19 protein-coding genes and 1 pseudogene are annotated in these 18,716 nt (G+C 40.0%); 11 read left to right on the top strand and 9 right to left on the bottom strand.

What is annotated here, in order from left to right; genetic code table 11:
• Positions 1-237: transposase family protein (locus B9T23_RS15525; protein ID WP_228145945.1), on the top strand; the 237-nt coding region annotated here is incomplete at its 5' end.
• 192 nt (positions 238-429) lie between these two features.
• Here the strand turns inward: B9T23_RS15525 and B9T23_RS15520 are convergent.
• From B9T23_RS15520 to B9T23_RS15505, 4 genes are all read right to left on the bottom strand, one after another.
• A complete protein-coding gene (locus tag B9T23_RS15520; protein ID WP_086194716.1) occupies positions 430-1,431 on the bottom strand; it encodes an LLM class flavin-dependent oxidoreductase in 1,002 nt (333 codons plus the stop codon).
• A 158-nt stretch (positions 1,432-1,589) separates the two neighbouring features.
• Complete coding sequence (locus tag B9T23_RS15515) at positions 1,590-2,123, bottom strand: hypothetical protein (RefSeq protein ID WP_067726193.1); 534 nt, start codon at positions 2,121-2,123, stop codon at positions 1,590-1,592.
• Between the two features lie 187 nt (positions 2,124-2,310).
• Positions 2,311-2,748, bottom strand: a complete 438-nt coding sequence (locus B9T23_RS15510) for a hypothetical protein (RefSeq protein ID WP_086194715.1) — start codon at positions 2,746-2,748, stop codon at positions 2,311-2,313.
• A gap of 192 nt (positions 2,749-2,940) precedes the next feature.
• A complete protein-coding gene (locus B9T23_RS15505) occupies positions 2,941-3,372 on the bottom strand; it encodes a hypothetical protein (RefSeq protein WP_067726197.1) in 432 nt (143 codons plus the stop codon).
• Positions 3,373-3,739: 367 nt separating this feature from the next.
• On the opposite strand from B9T23_RS15505, the gene prfA reads away from it, so the two are divergent.
• Positions 3,740-4,828 carry a peptide chain release factor 1 gene (prfA, locus tag B9T23_RS15500; RefSeq protein ID WP_067726199.1) on the top strand — a complete coding sequence of 363 codons (1,089 nt, stop codon included), beginning with the start codon at positions 3,740-3,742 and terminating at the stop codon, positions 4,826-4,828.
• The gene (gene prmC / locus B9T23_RS15495) at positions 4,828-5,646 is read left to right on the top strand and encodes a peptide chain release factor N(5)-glutamine methyltransferase (protein WP_086194714.1); all 819 of its coding nucleotides are present in this window, start codon (positions 4,828-4,830) and stop codon (positions 5,644-5,646) included. The genes prfA and prmC overlap by 1 nt, the downstream gene beginning before the upstream one ends.
• Before the next feature lie 44 nt (positions 5,647-5,690).
• On the opposite strand, the pseudogene B9T23_RS15490 reads toward prmC, so the two are convergent.
• From B9T23_RS15490 to B9T23_RS15480, 3 genes and pseudogenes are all read right to left on the bottom strand, one after another.
• Positions 5,691-6,428: pseudogene (locus tag B9T23_RS15490) on the bottom strand (ABC transporter permease); the annotation flags it as partial.
• A 98-nt stretch (positions 6,429-6,526) separates the two neighbouring features.
• Entirely contained in the window at positions 6,527-7,492 is a 966-nt protein-coding gene (locus tag B9T23_RS15485; RefSeq protein WP_086194712.1) for an aliphatic sulfonate ABC transporter substrate-binding protein, read from the bottom strand.
• Positions 7,493-7,869: 377 nt separating this feature from the next.
• Positions 7,870-9,081: a multidrug effflux MFS transporter gene (locus B9T23_RS15480; protein ID WP_086194711.1), complete on the bottom strand. Its 1,212-nt coding sequence runs from the start codon at positions 9,079-9,081 to the stop codon at positions 7,870-7,872.
• 88 nt (positions 9,082-9,169) lie between these two features.
• On the opposite strand from B9T23_RS15480, the gene B9T23_RS15475 reads away from it, so the two are divergent.
• Positions 9,170-9,787, top strand: coding sequence for a TetR/AcrR family transcriptional regulator (locus tag B9T23_RS15475; RefSeq protein WP_086194710.1), 618 nt, complete (start codon positions 9,170-9,172; stop codon positions 9,785-9,787).
• 94 nt (positions 9,788-9,881) lie between these two features.
• On the opposite strand, the gene B9T23_RS15470 is transcribed toward B9T23_RS15475, so the two are convergent.
• Positions 9,882-10,235, bottom strand: coding sequence for a hypothetical protein (locus B9T23_RS15470; protein ID WP_086194709.1), 354 nt, complete (start codon positions 10,233-10,235; stop codon positions 9,882-9,884).
• A gap of 205 nt (positions 10,236-10,440) precedes the next feature.
• Complete coding sequence (locus tag B9T23_RS15465) at positions 10,441-11,463, bottom strand: AraC family transcriptional regulator (protein ID WP_086194708.1); 1,023 nt, start codon at positions 11,461-11,463, stop codon at positions 10,441-10,443.
• 155 nt (positions 11,464-11,618) lie between these two features.
• Between B9T23_RS15465 and B9T23_RS15460 the strand changes: the two genes are divergently transcribed.
• The 7 genes from B9T23_RS15460 to B9T23_RS15435 all read left to right on the top strand — a co-directional run bounded on the left by B9T23_RS15460 (position 11,619) and on the right by B9T23_RS15435 (position 18,645).
• On the top strand, positions 11,619-12,389 hold the full coding sequence (locus tag B9T23_RS15460) for a 3-hydroxyacyl-CoA dehydrogenase (RefSeq protein WP_086194707.1): 771 nt from the start codon (positions 11,619-11,621) through the stop codon (positions 12,387-12,389).
• Between the two features lie 247 nt (positions 12,390-12,636).
• Entirely contained in the window at positions 12,637-13,773 is a 1,137-nt protein-coding gene (locus B9T23_RS15455; protein ID WP_086194706.1) for an acyl-CoA dehydrogenase family protein, read from the top strand.
• Positions 13,774-14,024: 251 nt separating this feature from the next.
• A complete protein-coding gene (locus B9T23_RS15450) occupies positions 14,025-15,671 on the top strand; it encodes an AMP-binding protein (RefSeq protein WP_086194705.1) in 1,647 nt (548 codons plus the stop codon).
• Positions 15,672-15,843: 172 nt separating this feature from the next.
• Positions 15,844-16,017: a YdcA family protein gene (locus tag B9T23_RS16845; protein ID WP_171263124.1), complete on the top strand. Its 174-nt coding sequence runs from the start codon at positions 15,844-15,846 to the stop codon at positions 16,015-16,017.
• Positions 16,018-16,026: 9 nt separating this feature from the next.
• Complete coding sequence (locus B9T23_RS15445; RefSeq protein ID WP_086194704.1) at positions 16,027-16,452, top strand: DUF4236 domain-containing protein; 426 nt, start codon at positions 16,027-16,029, stop codon at positions 16,450-16,452.
• Positions 16,453-16,532: 80 nt separating this feature from the next.
• Positions 16,533-17,288 carry a HesA/MoeB/ThiF family protein gene (locus B9T23_RS15440; protein ID WP_086194717.1) on the top strand — a complete coding sequence of 252 codons (756 nt, stop codon included), beginning with the start codon at positions 16,533-16,535 and terminating at the stop codon, positions 17,286-17,288.
• 58 nt (positions 17,289-17,346) lie between these two features.
• Positions 17,347-18,645: an ABC1 kinase family protein gene (locus tag B9T23_RS15435; protein WP_086194703.1), complete on the top strand. Its 1,299-nt coding sequence runs from the start codon at positions 17,347-17,349 to the stop codon at positions 18,643-18,645.
• Positions 18,646-18,716 lie beyond the last annotated feature (71 nt).

Genomic DNA, 18,716 nt, shown 5'->3' with positions numbered 1-18,716 from the left:
ACTTTGTATCCCAATAGCCTGTTGCCTTTAAAAGCCAAAAGATGCTGTAAATTGGATCCTGAACTAAAGATCTATAATCAGGAAATCAATAAAAGAAGAATAGGGATTGAGCATGTATTTGGTAGCCTGAAAACCTTCAAAATCCTTGCGGAGCGTTATCGAAATAGAGGCAAAAGACTCGGTTTGAGATTCAATTTAATCGCTGGAATCTATAACTTGGAGCTGAGTAAAAAATGATTTATGAAAGAGGTCTATTCTATTTTCCATTTTTGTATTCGATTGTTTTTATAAAGCTATTATGTCTAAGCTAAACAAGATCGCAAATGTTGTCCAATCGAATCAGGATAAAATAGATAAGATGATCAGCTGAACAGACATTTAACATAAAAAATAGCACCTACACAGGTGCTATTGGGGATTTTAAAAGTATCAAGAATTTTTGATATCCATTAATAATTCAAAGTTTTGAATACGTTTATCTGTATCGTAAATATCACAGGTGAATATAAATTCATCAACATTGTATTTTCCCAGCAATTTTTCTAAACCAGCTTTAACCGTCTCTGGTGAACCAATTTGTGCCATCGCATAAAAGTTATCGACTGACATTTTTTCTGCAGGTGACCAAATTCCTTCCATGCTTGCAACAGGGGCTTTGAGTTTCAAGCTTTGTCCACGCATTAAACCCAATACACGTTGATAGGCACTGGTCGCCAGATATTGAGCTTCTTCATCTGTTTGAGCAACCACAGTTGGAACACCCATGGAAACATAAGGACGATCCAGATATTCAGATGGCTCAAAGTTTTCTCTATACAGTTTGATCGCTTGATCCAGCATGCGTGGCGCAAAATGTGAGGCAAAAGAATAGGGAAGTCCTAATTTTGCAGCCAGTTGTGCACTGAATAAACTTGAACCTAAAAGCCAGACTGGAACATGGGTGTTTTGACCTGGAGTCGCGACAATACGTTGATGCGGTGCCGGTTCTTTAAAGTACTGCAGGATTTCAAGCACATCTTGGGGAAATTGATCTTCAGTTTCCTGGCGACCGCGACGTAAAGCACGCATGGTGACCTGATCTGTACCTGGGGCGCGTCCCAAACCGAGTTCAACACGGTCTGGATAAAGGGTTGCCAAAGTACCAAATTGTTCTGCAACAACTAATGGAGCATGGTTGGGCAACATGATGCCACCCGAACCGACTTTTAAAGTAGTGGTATTCGCTAAGATATAACCCAATAAAACCGCAGTTGCTGAACTGGCAATGCCGTCCATATTATGATGTTCTGCAAGCCACAGACGTTGATAGCCTAATTGTTCGGCTTTTTGTGCCACTTCCAAAGCATGATGCAGTGAAAATTGAATGCTTTTATCATCACGGACGGGTGCAAGTTCAAGAATTGCAAATTGGATGTCTTTTAATGAACGCATTGTTTTTCTCAAATATGAAATCTAAGAAAAGCATACGATGACTGAGTGAATTTGTATATCGTTTTTTTTCGATATATTGAGATTGTGAGTATGAATTAAGTAATTGCAGTGCATATATAAAAAAGCACCCGAAGGTGCTTGAAATTGAATCTTTGCAATTAACGACGTTTGTTCCAACCTACGTGACGACCATTGTCGTGGCGGTCACTGTAACGGTAACTATTATTACGGCGGTCATAGCGATCATTATAGCGACGGTCGTCACGATCATATCGATCATCATAACGACGCTCATCACGATCGTAGCGATCATCATAACGGCGGTCTTCACTGACTTTTTTACCCAGTAATGCACCACCTGCTGAACCTAAGCCGGCGCCAATATAACCACCATTGGTACCACCCATGTTTTTACCTACGGTATAGCCACCCGCACCACCCAAAGCACCGCCGATCACGGCACCAGTACGGTCACGTTTGTTAGAAGAAACACCAGCACCTGCACCACCACCAATAGCGGAACCTATCATTGCGCCCGTAGTACCGCCCATTTGTTTACCGACTGCGGCACCGACGACACCACCTAAGGCAGAAGTTAAGGCTGTATTTGTGGTATTGCCTGCATTGGCTGTAGTCATCGTTAAAGCGGATGACGTCACTACAGCAGCAAGAATGATTGAATTAAATTTCATGGCAAACTCCTTTTTGAAGCTTTTGTTATCTCTTAAGTTAAATGTAATAAAAAATGTGGAAAGGAAGATGGATGAGTTGTTACTTGTTTGTATTTTTTTTCTTCCTGATTTATTCATAATTAGTCATGCATCATCATGATAAAATTAAAAAAGCACCCGAAGGTGCTTTAAAATTTAAATCTGAAAATTAACGACGATTGTAGCGACGGTTGTTATAACTATTATAACGGCGGTCTGTACGATCATCATAACGACGGTCTTCGCTGACTTTTTTACCCAGTACCGAACCACCGGCAGCGCCTAAAGCAGAACCGATATAGCCGCCATTTGTACCGCCAATGCTTTTACCTACAGTGTAACCACCCACACCACCTAAACCACCACCGATTGCAGCGCCAGTACGGTCACGTTTATTGGCTGAAACAGCAGCACCACCAGCACCACCAAGTGCAGAACCAATCATGGCACCTGTATTTCCGCCCATTTGTTTACCCACCGCTGTACCCACTACGCTACCAAGCGCAGAGGTTAAAGCAACATTGGTCGTATTGCCTGCATAAGTTGTTGTAGTGGCAATAGCAGATGTTGCAATGACTGTAGCAAATAAAATTGAATTAAATTTCATGGTGAACTCCAGTTGGAATCTTTTGTTATCTCTTAAGTCTAAGATAGTAGAACGCGTTGCATTGAAGATGGATAGCTTGTTAATCGTTTGTGTTTTTTTCTTCCAAATTTATCCATAATTAACAAGTAATAATGATGATGCAAAAAAAAAGCACCCGAAGGTGCTTTTTAAGTTCAGCTGAACAGTGATGAATTAACGATGGCTGCGACGGTATTTTTTAGAATGTTTTTTGTAAGAGCGTTGGTCAGCGCGACGATCTTCTGATACTTTTTTCCCGAGAACTGAACCACCGGCAGCACCTAAAGCTGAACCAACATAACCACCCGTTGTTCCGCCCATGCTTTTACCTACAGTGTAACCACCAACACCACCTAAACCACCGCCGATTGCAGCGCCAGTACGGTTACGTCGATCAGCAGAAACTGCAGCACCACCAGCGCCACCAATTGCAGAACCGATCATTGCGCCAGTATTACCACCCATTTGCTTACCAAGGGCAGTACCCGCCACACTACCTAAAGCAGAAGTTGCAGCAATACGAGTTGAATTGTCGGCATGAGCATTAACTGCCATCATTGATGATGCAGCTAAAGTTGCGCTTAATAATAATGCATTCAGTTTCATAGTTAACTCCGTGTCCAAAAAAGCGGACGTTGTCAGTCAGTTATTTCGATGGAGCAAATGTAACAAAAAGATTTTCGAGAAATGTGGAGACGAGCAATCATAGTTGTGGCGTTTAGTGTCTGCTTTGTAAAGTTATATTAACAATGTTGAAAAATGCTCATAAAATAAACATTTATAAGATGAATATGAATAAAACGAGAATGGATTTAGATACTGTCTTAAAAAAATCCCTTTTTATATGTGGTTCTGTCCCCACAATATCTATGTCATTTAACCCTTAGAATCGTTACACTAGGCACAATTTTTTTGCGCTGATCTATGTCATATAAGGCATGGAGATAGCCTTTGTATTGAGATATTTTGCAAAATGAAAGAATCGTTACGTTTACGATTAGATCAACTTTCTGACCGTCATGAAGAATTAAACGCATTGCTTGCGGATATAGAAGTCATTTCTGACAACAAACGCTTTCGTCAACTTTCGCGTGAACATAATGACTTAACGGAAATCACCGAAGTTTGGAAAAAGTATACCCAAGCTGAAAAAGACATTGAAACTGCTGAAGCCATGTTGTCTGATCCTGACTTTAAGGAAATGGCACAGGAAGAAATTCAAGAAAATAAAGCGCTGATTTCATCTCTTGAAGCAGACTTAAATATCCTGATGATTCCGAAAGATCCGAATGATGCCAACTCTGCATATTTGGAAATTCGTGCCGGAACCGGTGGTGATGAAGCAGCGATTTTCTCGGGTGATTTATATCGCATGTATAGCAAGTACGCTGAAGCTCAAGGCTGGAAACTAGAAATCCTGTCTGAGAATGAAGGTGAACATGGCGGTTATAAAGAAGTCATTTGCCTGATTAATGGTGAAGGCGTATATGGTCGCCTGAAATTTGAAAGTGGCGCACATCGTGTACAGCGTGTGCCTGCAACTGAATCACAAGGTCGAGTACATACTTCAGCTTGTACCGTTGCCATCCTTCCAGAAGTAGATGTCGATACTTCAGTGGAAATCAACTCATCTGAACTTCGTATTGATACCTACCGTGCATCAGGTGCCGGTGGTCAGCACATTAACAAAACCGACTCTGCAGTGCGTATTACCCATTTACCAACAGGTACGGTGGTCGAGTGTCAGGACGAACGTTCACAACATAAAAATAAAGCCAAAGCCATGGCTTTACTGGTTTCACGTTTAGAAAATGCCAAACGTGCGGCTGCCGATGCGGCAACCTCTGAAATGCGCCGTGACTTGGTGGGTTCGGGTGACCGTTCGGAACGTATTCGTACCTATAACTATCCGCAAGGTCGTATGACCGATCACCGTATTAACTTAACCTTATATAAGTTAGATGCCGTGATGGAAGGTGATTTAACAGAATTGCTCGACAGTTTACATCGCGAATATCAGGCGGATCAGTTAGCAATGCTCGCACAGCAGAATGGTGGATAATGAATATTGCACAGGCTTTGGCCTTACGTGGTGAAGCAGAAAGTTATGAGCGCCAAGAAAATGCTTGGTTGCTCGAACATATCACCAAAATTGATTCTTTTGATTTGGTGATGAAAAAGGATCAGCAACTGACCGCTGACCAAGAAGATGCCTATATCGATGCTTTAAACCGCATCGAAGATGGCGAACCTTTGGCCTATGTCACAGGTTCACAGCCATTTTGGACGCTAGATTTAAAAGTGACCAAAGATACTTTGGTGCCGCGTCCAGATACTGAAGTTCTGGTGGAATCGGTTTTACATTTAGACTTGCCTGAAGATGCGCGTGTCGTTGATTTGGGTACAGGCACAGGTGCAATTGCTTTATCACTTGCCAGTGAACGTCCTGAATGGGAAGTGACTGCAACGGATATTTATGCGCCAACTTTAGAAGTTGCGAAATTTAATGCGGATAAGCATGATTTGAATCATGTGAAATTTTCATGTGGCAGTTGGTTTAAAGCGCTAGAAAAAAACCAGTTCTTTGATGTGATTGTATCTAATCCGCCATATATTGATCCGCAGGATAAACACATTAAAGGTTTAGCGGCAGAGCCTCGACGTGCTTTGGTTGCGGGCAATAATGGTTTGGCTGATATTGAATTTATTATTCAAAACGGTAAAAAGTGGTTAACTGCCAATGGCTGGATTGCACTTGAGCATGGCTATGACCAAGCCGGTGTGGTGTATCAACTGTTTAAAAAATATGGTTATAAAGATATTCAAACCATCAAAGATTACGGTGGCAATAACCGCGTAACGATTGGTTGTTCAAAATAACTGAAAAAGTAATCGATTTAAAAAATAAAGCGCTCAAAAGCGCTTTATTTTTTGACCACATCGCGCCAGCGTAACAGCCAGTTTTCCGCAAGTTTCATTAAACTATCGGTTATTTTTCCTAAAATGGCCAATAAGATAATCGCAATAATGACAATGTCAGGTCGAGAAGTTTCCCGTCCATCACTGAGTAAATAGCCAATCCCTTGGGTCGCGGCAATCAGTTCGGCTGCAATCATAAACATCCAAGCCAAACTTAAACTGTTGCGTAAACCGGTTAAAATACCGGGTGAAGCGGCAGGTAAAATAATTTCTTTAATCTGCTGAAAATATTTCAAGCGATAGACTTGAGCGACTTCAATCAGTTTACGGTCAACTCCCTGAATAGCGGCAACGGTATTGGTATAAGTTGGAAAAAATGCACCAATCGCAATCAGGGTAATTTTAGAAGTCTCATCAATGCCTAACCATAAAAGTAAAAGTGGAATCCAGGCCAGACTTGGAATCGATTTAAGCGCTGAAAAAGAAGATTCTAAAAACTCTTCAGCTTGCTTGTTTAAACCGACCAGAATGGCAAAAACCAGAGCAAGACCACTGCCGATAAAGAAACCTAAAAATACACGCCAAGTACTGGTCCAAATATGCAGCCACAAATCGCCTGTAGACAGTTCTAAGAAAGAGTCCCACAAGCTACTGGGTGCTGGGAGCAAGTAAGGTTCTATAAAACCATTTTTAACTAAAGTTTCACAAAGGATGAGTAAAAAAACAGGGATGACCAGCCCCTTGAGCTTGCTTATGAATTTAAGCAAGCGAGGAGCTGTGGCGCAGCTATCAACTTTAGGGTTAATAGGGGCCTTATGGGTTGTTACAGGCAAACTCATTATTACTTCACAACCTTCTGCGCATATTTTGCATCAAACAGTTGATCAATCACCTGATTCACGTCTGTACCTTTACGTACTAACTCTTCTTCGGTCAAAATGCTGCCGGATTTTTTTAAGGCATTAATGTGTTTGCTGTTTGGAATATTTTGCTCAAAGTTGGTTCGGCTCAGTTGTAGTTTTGCCACAGCAAGTGGAAGTTTTGCTTCCTTTGCTAACAACTCTGCCAGTTTGTCTGGATTGGCTTTGGCCCATTTACGTGCCTGTTCATAGGCTTTAATCACAGCTTGAATGACTTCAGGACTTTGTTTGGCGAATTGCTCTTTGGTACTCAATACGCTGTAACTGTTAAAACCGACATTTCGATAGAGTAGTTTTGCACCAGATTGTACTTGGGCTGAAGCCATTAGGGGATCTAAACCAGCCCAGACATCGACTTGTCCACGTTCAAGTGCGGTTTTTCCATCGGGATGTTGTAAGTGTACCAGTTGGACATCCTTTTTATTCAAACCGGCAGTTTCAAGTGCCTGCAATGTGAAGAGGAAAGGGTCTGTCCCTTTGGTTGCTGCAATTTTTTTACCTTTTAAATCTTTTAGGCTTTTAATCGGGGAATTTTTTGCAACGACTAACGCCGTCCATTCAGGCTGACTTTGAATATATACGGTTTTAATCGGGCTACCATTGGCGCGGCTGAGTGCTGCAGCTAAACCTGCGGTTGAGGAAAAATCCACACTATCACTATTTAAATATTCAAGTGAACGGTTGCTGCCTTGGCTAAATACCCATTTAATTTGAGTTTGAGGCAACGCTTTTTCCAAAAGTTTTTGTTCCTTAACCACCAAACTGGTAGGCGCATAATAAGCATAATCCAGCTTAAGCGTATCCGGGATAGCGGCCAGGCTATAATGACTTGCCAAGCTCAGTGTAATTACACTGAGTATTTTAGTTTTAAAGCCAAAATTTTGCATATAAACCCCATTTATTAAATATTAGAACTATGTATGGGGCGAATAGTGCCAGTGAATAACGCGGCAAGACAAAAGAGTAATTTTTATAAAATTATCTTATTTCCAGATATGTTGAGTTTTGTTAAATAAGTTATTGAATATTATTGGATTTAATTTTATTTTTTCGATATTTCTGACTATATATTAAAAACATACATCGGCATGAATAAAAGTAAAATAAAAAGTATTTTAGAATGATGATTATAGAATGAAATTTCATTGTAATTGTTATGTAATTACAATAATGATGGGCGAATAAAAAAGCCGACTTATGCCGGTATTTTTATTGCACATTTAAATAGCCATTTCTTTAAATAATAGACGATTCAAATAGAAGGCTATTTAAACGAAGGCTGCTGCACATCTGCATCTTGTTTTTCAAATAAGGTATTACACATCAGTGCTGAAACCAGAGCGCAGACAAAAATAACCAGAATCAGTCCTAAACCACCCCAAGCGGCTAAAGCTCCAGTAATCGCAGAAACAAGCGCTCCTGTACCGAACTGCATTGAACCTAAAAGTGCAGAAGCCGTTCCTGTATGTTCATGTTGGTGCATTAAAGCGAGTTGACTGCCGGTAGGCATAATAAAACCGAGTAAGGTCACGGCAATAAACAGTCCAGCGCATACGATATACAAATTTTGATAGCCTATGCAAAGCAAGCTAAACAGTAAACCAATGACAATGAAGTAAGCCGTATTGACTAGACGATAGGTTTTTAAAGCGCCAAATTTTTGATGTAGTTTAGGATTAAAAATGGCTGCGGCAACCAGTCCTAAAGCATTGATGGCGAATAACACACTAAATTGTGTTGCAGTGAGTTTGTATTCAGTAATGAAAACACTTGCAGAACCGGCCAAGTATGCAAAGAAACCGGCTTGTGCAATACAAAGGGTCAGTGCATAAACAATAAATTTTCGATCAAAATAAATTTTAAAATAATGATGGAAAGTTTTAGAAAGTTTGAATGAAGCACTTTGTTCTTTAGAGCGTGTTTCTGGCAATAAGCTTGCACATGCAATGAAAACAATTGCAGCATAAACTGCTAAAAAGATGAAAATAGCACGCCATGATTCTAAATGGTGTAAACCATTACCAATCAGTGGAGCCAGTACTGGTGATAGGCCTAAAATAGCCAAAACCATCGACATCATTTTGCCCATCATCGGCCCATGATAGAGGTCTTTAATAATGGCAAAGGCAATCACCATACCAATTGAACCGCCCAAACCCTGGATTAAGCGTAAAAAGTGTAATTGCATCACTGATTCTGCAAAAGCACAACCGATCGAACCTAAAACAAAGATGCTTAGACCCAGATAAATCATCGGTTTACGACCAAATTTATCTGACAATGGGCCATAAAATAGCTGACCAAACATCAAGCCTAAGAAAAAAGTCATTAAACTGAGTTGAATCGCACCTTCTGTACAATTCAAAGATGCTGCCATAGCAGGAATACTGGGTAAATACATATCAATTCCGAGCGGACCAATAGTACTGAGTGCCGCAATGAGCAGCGGTGTGGTACGATTTGCAGAAGAAGTCATGAGTGCCTAAGATGCGATCTTTTTTTACAAGGTGCATATTAGGAACCAATGAGTTTCCTAAGTCAAGAAAACCTGATGAGTGAATTAAATGACGAAAATTGGTCGGCCATTGGTGATGCCAGTAGAAGATCGGTGTAAAGAAATTTATGCTGCTGCAGAAAAACTCTTTGGTGAAAAGGGTTTTGCAAACGTGACGATGGCTGAAATTGCGACTGCAACAGGAATGTCAAAAAAGACCTTATATGTGCATTTTTCCGATAAAAGAGAATTACTCAATTCACTGATCTCATCTTCATATCTGTGGTCGGAACAGACTGTTGATTTTAAAAATGAAGATAATCCTGTTAATGCCTTGAAACAGCATCTCAATATGATTGCTGAATATGTGCTATCTGAACGGCATTTGAAATTATGCCGTTTAGCGATTGCGGAAAACTATGGTTTGGAAGGGATGGCTGAAACCTTTTATCAAATGGGTATTGCAAATAGCCGGCAAAGTTTGATTGATTCGATTCAGCGTATTCCAGATGTACAGCATAAAGTGCAACTAGACGTGGGTTTGCTGGCAGATATGCTATTTGGCGCAGTGATTGGAAAGTTATTGATTGATACCTTAATGGGCGCTAAAAATACCCTGATTGATCTGCTACCGATTCAGCAAAAAATAGAGTTGATGGTCAATGCCATGTTTCAAGTAAATGAATAAAAAGAAATATTGTGTTGATGTGTATTAAAAATAGATCAAATTTACCCAAAGAAAAAGCGACTCACTGGAGTCGCTTTTTTGATTTATTTCAGATTTATACCGGGAAATCTTGCAAACAATCTGATATTTCTAATTGTGTAAGCGTGTCCGTTTCAAGGGCTAAACAAAGCGCCACAATTTTTGCAGTATCTGCAAGATATTGATCATCTTTTAAAGCTGTACCTGATTGTAAAGCTTGAATACGGTCAGCACTGATGTCGAGTGCCTGAGCTGATTCAATGGCATCGGCACGATTAAAAAAGCTGACGACAGCCTTTTGAAGTGCTGAATCAGAAGCATTTAAAATACCTTGATTCAATAGCTCATCAAATTGAGAAGTGTGAGTGTTGAGATAATGAGTAAAATTTTGCACTAAACTTTGCTCTAGTACATCAATCATTTTAAGCATGTCAGAACCTTTAATTTAAGGTGATTCCACGAGGAGGAGAACAGCAGGTTAAGCATAAAACTATGCTTTTAAATTGAGTGAAAAATAACCTATTTTGGAACTTTATGCAAACCTCTTTCGATGAATGGCGCATCGATTTTTTAAGCCAATGAAAACCTTAAAAATTTATTAAGTCATAATTTTAGCCTATGTAAATATAAGTCACTTATTGCTCTTTATGTTGACGATAAGCCCCCGGACTGACACCTGTCCATTTCTTGAAAGCACGATGAAATGCACTTGGATCATGAAAGCTTAATTCATCACTAATGTCTTGTAGGGTTTTGTTTGTTTTAGTGAGGAACTCAATTGCAGTATCACGTCGGATATCATTTTTTAATTGTTGATAACTGACACCTTCACTTTTTAAGCGTCTTTGAATGGTGGCATCCGACATATTTAAACGCTGTGCAATTTCATTGAGTTCTAACCATTCAGAAGGTGGAACATTCATTAAACGTTTACGTATTTGAGAGCTAATGGCATTCGGATTTTTAAAGCGTACCAATAGATTGTGTGGCGTTTGCTGAATGAACCGATACCACGATTGCATATCTTGCTTGATCTGAATGTTTAAATAATTGGCATCGAACTGAATGTAGTTTTCATTGCTATTGTACTGAATATTCTCACAAAATCGGACTTTATAGTCTTGATCATCTAGCGGAGCATCGCATTTGAGCTGAATTTGCTTCAGTAAAATTCTTTGCCCGCTTAACCAGCACATCAAGCCATGAATCAGCATTAAATAGGTGGCATAGCTGAACATTCTTTTGGTCTGCTTTTGCTCGTAAATCACGATATAAGCATAGTTTTCCTGAACAAATAACTGGCTCACAAAATCATCCAGAACCATATTTAAAAACTGCAAAATATGCTGAACTGCCTTTTCCAGTGTTTCGGCATGTATGACGGATTTTGATAAAAGCTTAAAACTGCCACGACGCATTGGATGGCTGTCCATGCCAAAAAACTCGTCATTCATGGCATCAGCCAGTTCGGTCCAAAGCTGAGCATATTGTGACACTGAAACACGTGCTTTACTGGATTGCATTAACTCAACAGGAATGCCTGATTTGAGTAGGATATTCTGTGTGTTCAATCCTTGATGATCGGCAGACAATAGTGCCTCATGCACAAGACTGATTGAGATTGTTCCCTTACTGTAGTTTAAATCTTGTTCATTCATGTACTGATGTCCATGTTCAGTTCATTTGTGCGATAGATTGGACTGTCCGAATCCATCATTCAGGATGCATTATTTGGAAATTGTACTCTAGCTTAACTGCATTTACTCTGCATCTTAAGTCGAGTGTTCATACAAAAAATTGACAGGAAAATAAAATGAAAATTCAAGGAAAAGTGTTTGTTGTGACCGGTGGTGCATCAGGTTTAGGTGCAGCCACAGCAACGTATTTGGTCGGTCAAGATGCAAAAGTCATCATGGTCGACATGAATCAAGAGCTTGGCTTGGAAATGCAACAGCGTTTAGGCGAGCACTCAGTATTTGTAAAACTGGATGTAACTGATGAGCACGCGGTAAAAGTATTTTTTGACAATGTTGAAAAAGAGTATGGCCAGTTAAATGGTCTGGTTAATTGTGCCGGAATCGCTCCATCTGCCAAAGTACTTGGACGTGATGGCATGCATGATTTTGCCATGTTCCAAAAAGTGTTGAATATTAATGTCAGCGGTACATTCAACATGATTCGTTTTGCTGCAAATTTAATAGCGAAATATGAATTAAAAGCAGGTGAAGAAGAACGAGGTGTCATTGTAAATACAGCTTCAGTTGCCGCATTTGATGGTCAGATTGGGCAGTCGGCTTATGCAGCATCGAAGGGTGCCGTGGTTGCCATGACTTTACCTTTGGCACGTGAGCTTGCACGTGAAGCCATTCGTGTAATGACCATCGCGCCCGGCATTATGGAAACACCTATGTTGAAAGGCATGCCACAAAATATTCAGGATGCTTTGGGGCAGATGGTGCCGTTTCCACCACGTTTAGCCAAACCGGAGGAGTTTGCACATTTGGTTGGGCATATTTTTGAAAATGCGTATTTGAATGGTGAAGTGATTCGTCTGGATGGCGCGATTCGTATGCAGCCTAAGTAAGTTTTAGATTTTTATAGAAAATGATGATCTGCACAGCTGCGAATTTTTAGTCAGATTTAAATAGCTTCGCATACGCGTTCATTTTCTTTTGAAGGATCAAAAGAAACAAAAATCCTTTTCGAAACTGAAGATACATCCTTGTATCTCAGTTTCACAGGCGACATCGATGTCGCCATCACGCACATCCAAATAATGTAAATATCAAACAACCTGAAATGAATAAAATAGATATAGAAAGGGAAGTTCAATGATTTTAAATGATGAACAAAAGATGGTTCAGGACATGTTGCGAAACTATTCGCAAAACAAGCTGAAACCAACCGCAGCAGAACGGGATAAAACAGCCAGATTTCCTGCACAAGAATTAAAAGAATTGGGTGAACTTGGTGCTTTAGGCATGACCGTGTCAGAACAATGGGGCGGTGCGGGCCTAGATTATGTATCACTCGTGGCAGCTTTAGAAGAAATTGCCGCAGGTGATGGGGCTATTTCTACCATTGTTAGTGTTCAAAACTCACTGCCTTGCGGGATTACCCAACGTTACGGTACGGAAGAACAGAAACAAAAATATCTAACCAAACTTGCGACAGGTGAATGGCTCGGATGCTTCTGTCTAACCGAACCTCAATCAGGTTCAGATGCAGGTGCACTTGAATGCAAGGCAGAACGTGATGGTGATTTTTGGGTGCTGAATGGTACCAAACAATTCATTACCACTGGTAAATACGCTCAAGTTGCGATTGTATTTGCTCTTACTGATAAAGCTGCAGGGAAAAAAGGCATTTCCTGTTTCATCGTACCGACAGATACTGAAGGTTATATCGTCTCGCGCCTTGAAGAAAAAATGGGACAACATTGTTCAGATACCGCAACCATCATCTTTGAAAATTGTCGAATTCCTGCCGAAAATTTGTTAGGCAAGGAAGGTGAAGGCTACAAAATTGCATTATCAAATCTGGAATCGGGTCGAATTGGTATTGCTGCACAATCAGTCGGCATGGCACGTTCGGCTTTGGATGCTGCGGTGGAATATGCCAATCAGCGTAAGGCTTTTGGTGTAGAGATTGTTCAACACCAAGCCGTGGCATTTCGCCTAGCAGATATGGCGACCCAGATTGAAGCCGCGCGTCAGCTTATTTTCCATGCTGCGACTTTAAAAGATGCAGGTTTACCGTGCTTAAAAGAGGCCTCAATGGCAAAACTGTTTGCATCCACCATGGCAGAACGCGTCTGTTCTGATGCGATTCAAATTCATGGTGGTTATGGCTATGTATCTGATTTTCCAGTAGAGCGAATTTACCGTGATGTACGGGTCAGCCAAATTTATGAAGGTGCATCGGACATTCAGCGTTTAGTCATTGCCCGTGAAGTCACTAAAATCTAAATAGCGATTCAACAGTGATTAAATTTTAGACTTTAGTGGGTGCTCAAATCCTGCATATTTTTTGATGGATTCGGAAATTGCAGGATGTCAGCAATCATGATTATCTAAATAAGCTATCTAAGTTAATCGTGAAGTAAAAAGATTAAAAATGTTGAACGAGTTTTGGCATTTTTAAGATGAGAACAATAAGCAAAATGGATCAAACAAGGCAGAAGCTTTGTTCATAAAATAACGGATGAGAGGTTGTCGCCATGAAGACACTACAACAAGCATATCAAGAGTTTAATTTTGATGATTTTCTCGCGGAACAACTGGTCGGTACAGCTCAGGCAGTCAATGCCTATGTTGAATGTTGTGAGCGTTATCTCGGTTTAAATAAAACAGCCCTAATCTGGGAAGGCAAAAATGGCGAATCTGCAGAGTGGTCATTTGAACAACTGGCAGAAGCATCTGGGAAATTGGCAAACTATTTTACTTCGCGTGGCTTAAAAGCAGGTGACTGTGTTGCAGGTTTATTGCCACGTACCCCTGAATTGCTAATTACGATTTTAGCGACATGGCGCATGGGTGCAATTTATCAACCACTTTTTACAGCGTTTGAGTCGAAAGCAATAGAACACAGAATTAATACTGCCAAAACCCAATTGATTGTGACCAATGCAGAACAACGTTCAAAACTGAATAGTGTCGCTGTCCCGCATATCTTAACAGTGCATCAAACCAATACATTAAGTCATCAGGATGATGATTTCTGGACAGAACTGACCAAGCAATCTTCAATTTTTGAACCTGTAATGAAAACTTTTGAAGATGATTTCCTGATGATGTTTACCTCGGGAACCACAGGTTTAGCAAAATCGGTTCCTGTTCCTTTAAAAGCTGTGCTGGCATTTAAAGGTTATATGACTTATGCAGTAGATTTGCGTGAACAAGATTCTTTCTGGAATCTGGCAGATCCGGGTTGGGCATATGGCTTGTATTACGGTATTACCGGACCTTTAAGCCTAGGTCATAGCATCATTATGGATGAACGTGCATTTAGTGTAGATAACGCCGTGCAAGTGATTCAGAAATATAAAGTCAGTAATTTAACCGGCTCACCAACGGCATTTCGGATGTTCTTTGGATTTAAAGAAAAATTTGATCCATCGATTAAAGAGCATTTGCGTGTGGTAAGTAGTGCAGGTGAGCCTTTAACCCCTGAAGTGATTCACTGGTTTAACCATGATTTAAATGTGAATATTTATGATCAATATGGACAGACTGAACTGGGGATGGTCATTGCCAATCATCATGCATTGGAACATGAAAAGAAAGTTGGATCAGCGGGTTATGCCATTCCGGGGCATCGCTTTGCAGTATTGAATAAAGATCATCAGGAAGTCGAAAAAGGCGGTATTGGAACACTTGCAATTGATAATTCACAATCACCATTGGCTTGGTTTAAAGGTTATGACGGACATAACCGTAAATCCTTTGTTGGTCATTATTATTTAACCGGTGATACGGTTAAGTTAAATGAGTTTGGTGGGGTAGATTTTATTGGTCGTGCTGACGATGTAATTACAACGTCAGGCTATCGTGTGGGGCCTTTCGATGTTGAAAGCACTTTGCTTGAATGCGAAGAAGTTTTGGAGTCGGCTGTGATTGGTAAGCCAGATCCAGAGCGCACTGAAGTGGTCAAAGCTTTTGTAGTACTCAAACCGAAATTTTCAGCTTCAGATGAATTAAGTCGTAAGCTTCAGGAATATGTACGCTCACGTTTATCAAAGCATGCTTATCCGAAGGAGATTGAATTTGTAGAAGGTTTACCTAAAACCTCAAGTGGTAAAATTCAACGTAATTTACTCAAGCAACAGGAAATTGCAAAAATGCAGGGAATTCAAAAGGTCAGTTAAACCATTTTTAAGATTTTAAAAGTTCCATGCTCTTGCACTCGAAAGGGTGCTTTTTTTATCTCGAAAATAAGTTCAGCAACGCTTTAAATCATGAAAAATAGAGATAGAGAATATTAAACTTTATTTTTTTATTTAAAATTAGTATCTTAAGTCTTTATTAGGGTGGGTGGAAATGAATAAAATATTATTTTTAAGTTTATTGGCTTTATGTGTGAGCACATCTGTAGAAGCAGGAAAAGGGCGTCAACCTTGTTCGGGGAAAAAAGGTGGTATTAGTCACTGTCAGGGAGCGAAATTTATTTGTCAGGATGGTTCAATGAGTGGATCTAAGAAAACTTGCAGATAAGGAGGTCTTATGGGATTAAATTTTCGTAAAAGTTTTAAAATTGCTCCAGGTGTTCGTTTAAATGTGGGGAAGAAAGGGATAAGTAGCGTTTCTGTAGGTGGTAAAGGTGCACGAATGAGTGTGGGCAAGAAAGGCACAAGAACTACTGTTAGTATACCTGGGACAGGACTTTCATATAGCTCACATCAATCATTTAAAAAAACCAATAAGTCGCAAGAGCAAAGAGAACAGCCTCAAACCTTATTTAATAATGATATGTCTCTACCTTTAAGTTATCAGAATGATAGCCGTGAGGTATCGATTGTACTTGGAATCGGAATTTTCTTTCTTCCATATATATTTTCTTGGTTTACGCTAAGACAAGGTTATACGACTTTGGCTAGAGTGGTCAGTTTTGGATGGATGATTTTATTAATTTTAATGATGAAGTCTTGATGTGTCCTACACTATAATGATTCTCTGTTTTTGGCTTTATTAAGCTTACATAGGATAACCAAGTGACCAACCCACTCGATATGGACTTAGAGTTAAGTGACGCAGAAATGCATCTTTATAGCCGTCAAATTCTTCTTGATGGCTGGGATATAGAAGCACAGGAAAAACTGAAACTTGCCAATGTTTTAATTGTCGGTTGTGGTGGAATCGGTTGTACCACAGCTGAACTTTTAGCTCGTGCGGGTGTAGGGCAAATTACCTTAATTGATGCCGACACGATTGAGATGAGTAATCTACAACGCCAAATAGCCTATGTAGAAGAAAATATTGGATTCTATAAATCTGAAATATTGGCTAAACGTTTAAAACAGATTAATCCGCATATTCGTGTTGAATCTAAAACAGTAAAACTGGATGAAAGCAATGCAGAACAACTTATTTCAAACCAAGATTTGGTTCTGGATGGCTGTGATAATTTCACGACACGTTATTTAGTCAATCAAGTCTGCAAGCAATTCAATGTACCTTTAATCAGTGCTTCTGCGATTGGTTTTCAAGGACAACTATTTATGGTTGAAGGGGAATCGGCCTGTTATGAATGCCTATTTCCCAAAGAACAACATGCCAATGAAAACCTGCGCTGTGCAGATTCAGGCGTATTAGCGACTACACCGAACGTCATGGCAAGCCTGCAAGCACATCATGCTTTATTGTATTTGGGTTTGGGTAAAACACCGCTTAAACAAAAACTGATGCTTTGGGATGGTTTAAGCATGAAACAACGCTTACTCGCTTTCGAAAAAGATACAGATTGTCCAATCTGTCAGGCAAGATAGTCCTGCAAACGAATATTTTTTTGCTACACTCACTACAATTTAATTCTACGCTGACATTATGAAAAACAATATCTGGTTAGATGGATTGCGTTCAGTTGCCCGTGTTGGGGAGACAGCTGTAATTGCAGCAAAAGCAGGCATTAAATACGCCACAGAAAAACCAAGTAACGCAAAACTGATGCGTGAAACTTTTGAATCATTGGGTTCAACCTATATTAAACTTGGGCAGTTTATTGCCAGTACACCTTCATTGTTTCCACGTGAATATGTTGAAGAATTTCAGGGCTGTTTAGATCAAACTCCATCTTTGCCATTTAGCTATGTGCAAGGGGTTTTGGCCTCTGAATTTGCAGGCAGAAATTTAGATGAAATCTTTGCTTCGATTGAGGAAAAACCATTAGCTTCAGCCTCTATTGCTCAAGTCCATGCGGCAAAACTGGTGACCGGTGAAGATGTGGTCATTAAAGTGCAAAAGCCGGGTGTAGAAACTATTCTCTATACCGACTTAAATGTCTTGCACTGGGCAACCAAAATTTTAGAAAAAGCGGTACCGAAAGTTAAATTTGCATCACTTGCCGATATCATTGATGAAATTAAAACCCGTATGGTGCGTGAAGTCGACTTTATTGAAGAAGCGCAAAACCTCGATGATTTCGTGAATTATCTGAATGTGACGAAAAACCAAAAAGCGACTGCACCAAAGGTTTATCATCAATATTCAACCCGTCGTGTTTTGACCATGCAACGCTTATATGGCGTGCCATTGACTGACTTTGATGTGGTAAAAAAGGTATCTAAAGATCCATCACAAGTTTTAATTACCGCCATGAATACCTGGTTCGGCAGCTTAATGATGTGTAATAGCTTCCATGCTGATTTACATGCAGGCAATCTGATGCTGCTTGAAGATGGTCGTGTGGGTTTTATCGATTTTGGTATTGTTGGTCAGCTTAATCCTGAAGTATGGACAGCTTGTATCGCATTTATGGATGCACTGCAAAAAACCGATTACAACTTGATGGCAGAAAACATGCTGAAAATGGGCATGACTGACAAGAAGATTGATACTCAAGTTTTAGCGGCTGACCTAGAACGTCTATTTAGTGGTGTATTACTTGCCGATCCGCAGGAATTGCTCACTTCAAACCCTGCGGATTTAAATGACATCATGATGGATATGGTTGGCGTAGGTGAGCGTCATGGTATTCGCTTCCCACGCGACTTTGCCTTGTTGTTTAAACAAATGCTGTATTTCGATCGCTTTATGCGCATCCTTGCACCGTATACCGATATTTATGCAGACCAAAGACTGCAAATGGTGCAAACTCTTGATCCGAATGTGTTGTTAAAAAACTAAGTTATTTCTAAGAAAATCCCCCTAAATCCCCCTTTATAAAAGAGGGACTTTTCCTTTTTAAAAGGGAAATT

Origin of the sequence: Acinetobacter terrae (assembly GCF_002135195.1) — a bacterium.
Taxonomy (GTDB): Bacteria; Pseudomonadota; Gammaproteobacteria; order Pseudomonadales; family Moraxellaceae; genus Acinetobacter; species Acinetobacter terrae.
Note: the sequence above shows the minus strand (reverse complement) of the source record. Positions and strands in the feature narration are given on the sequence as shown.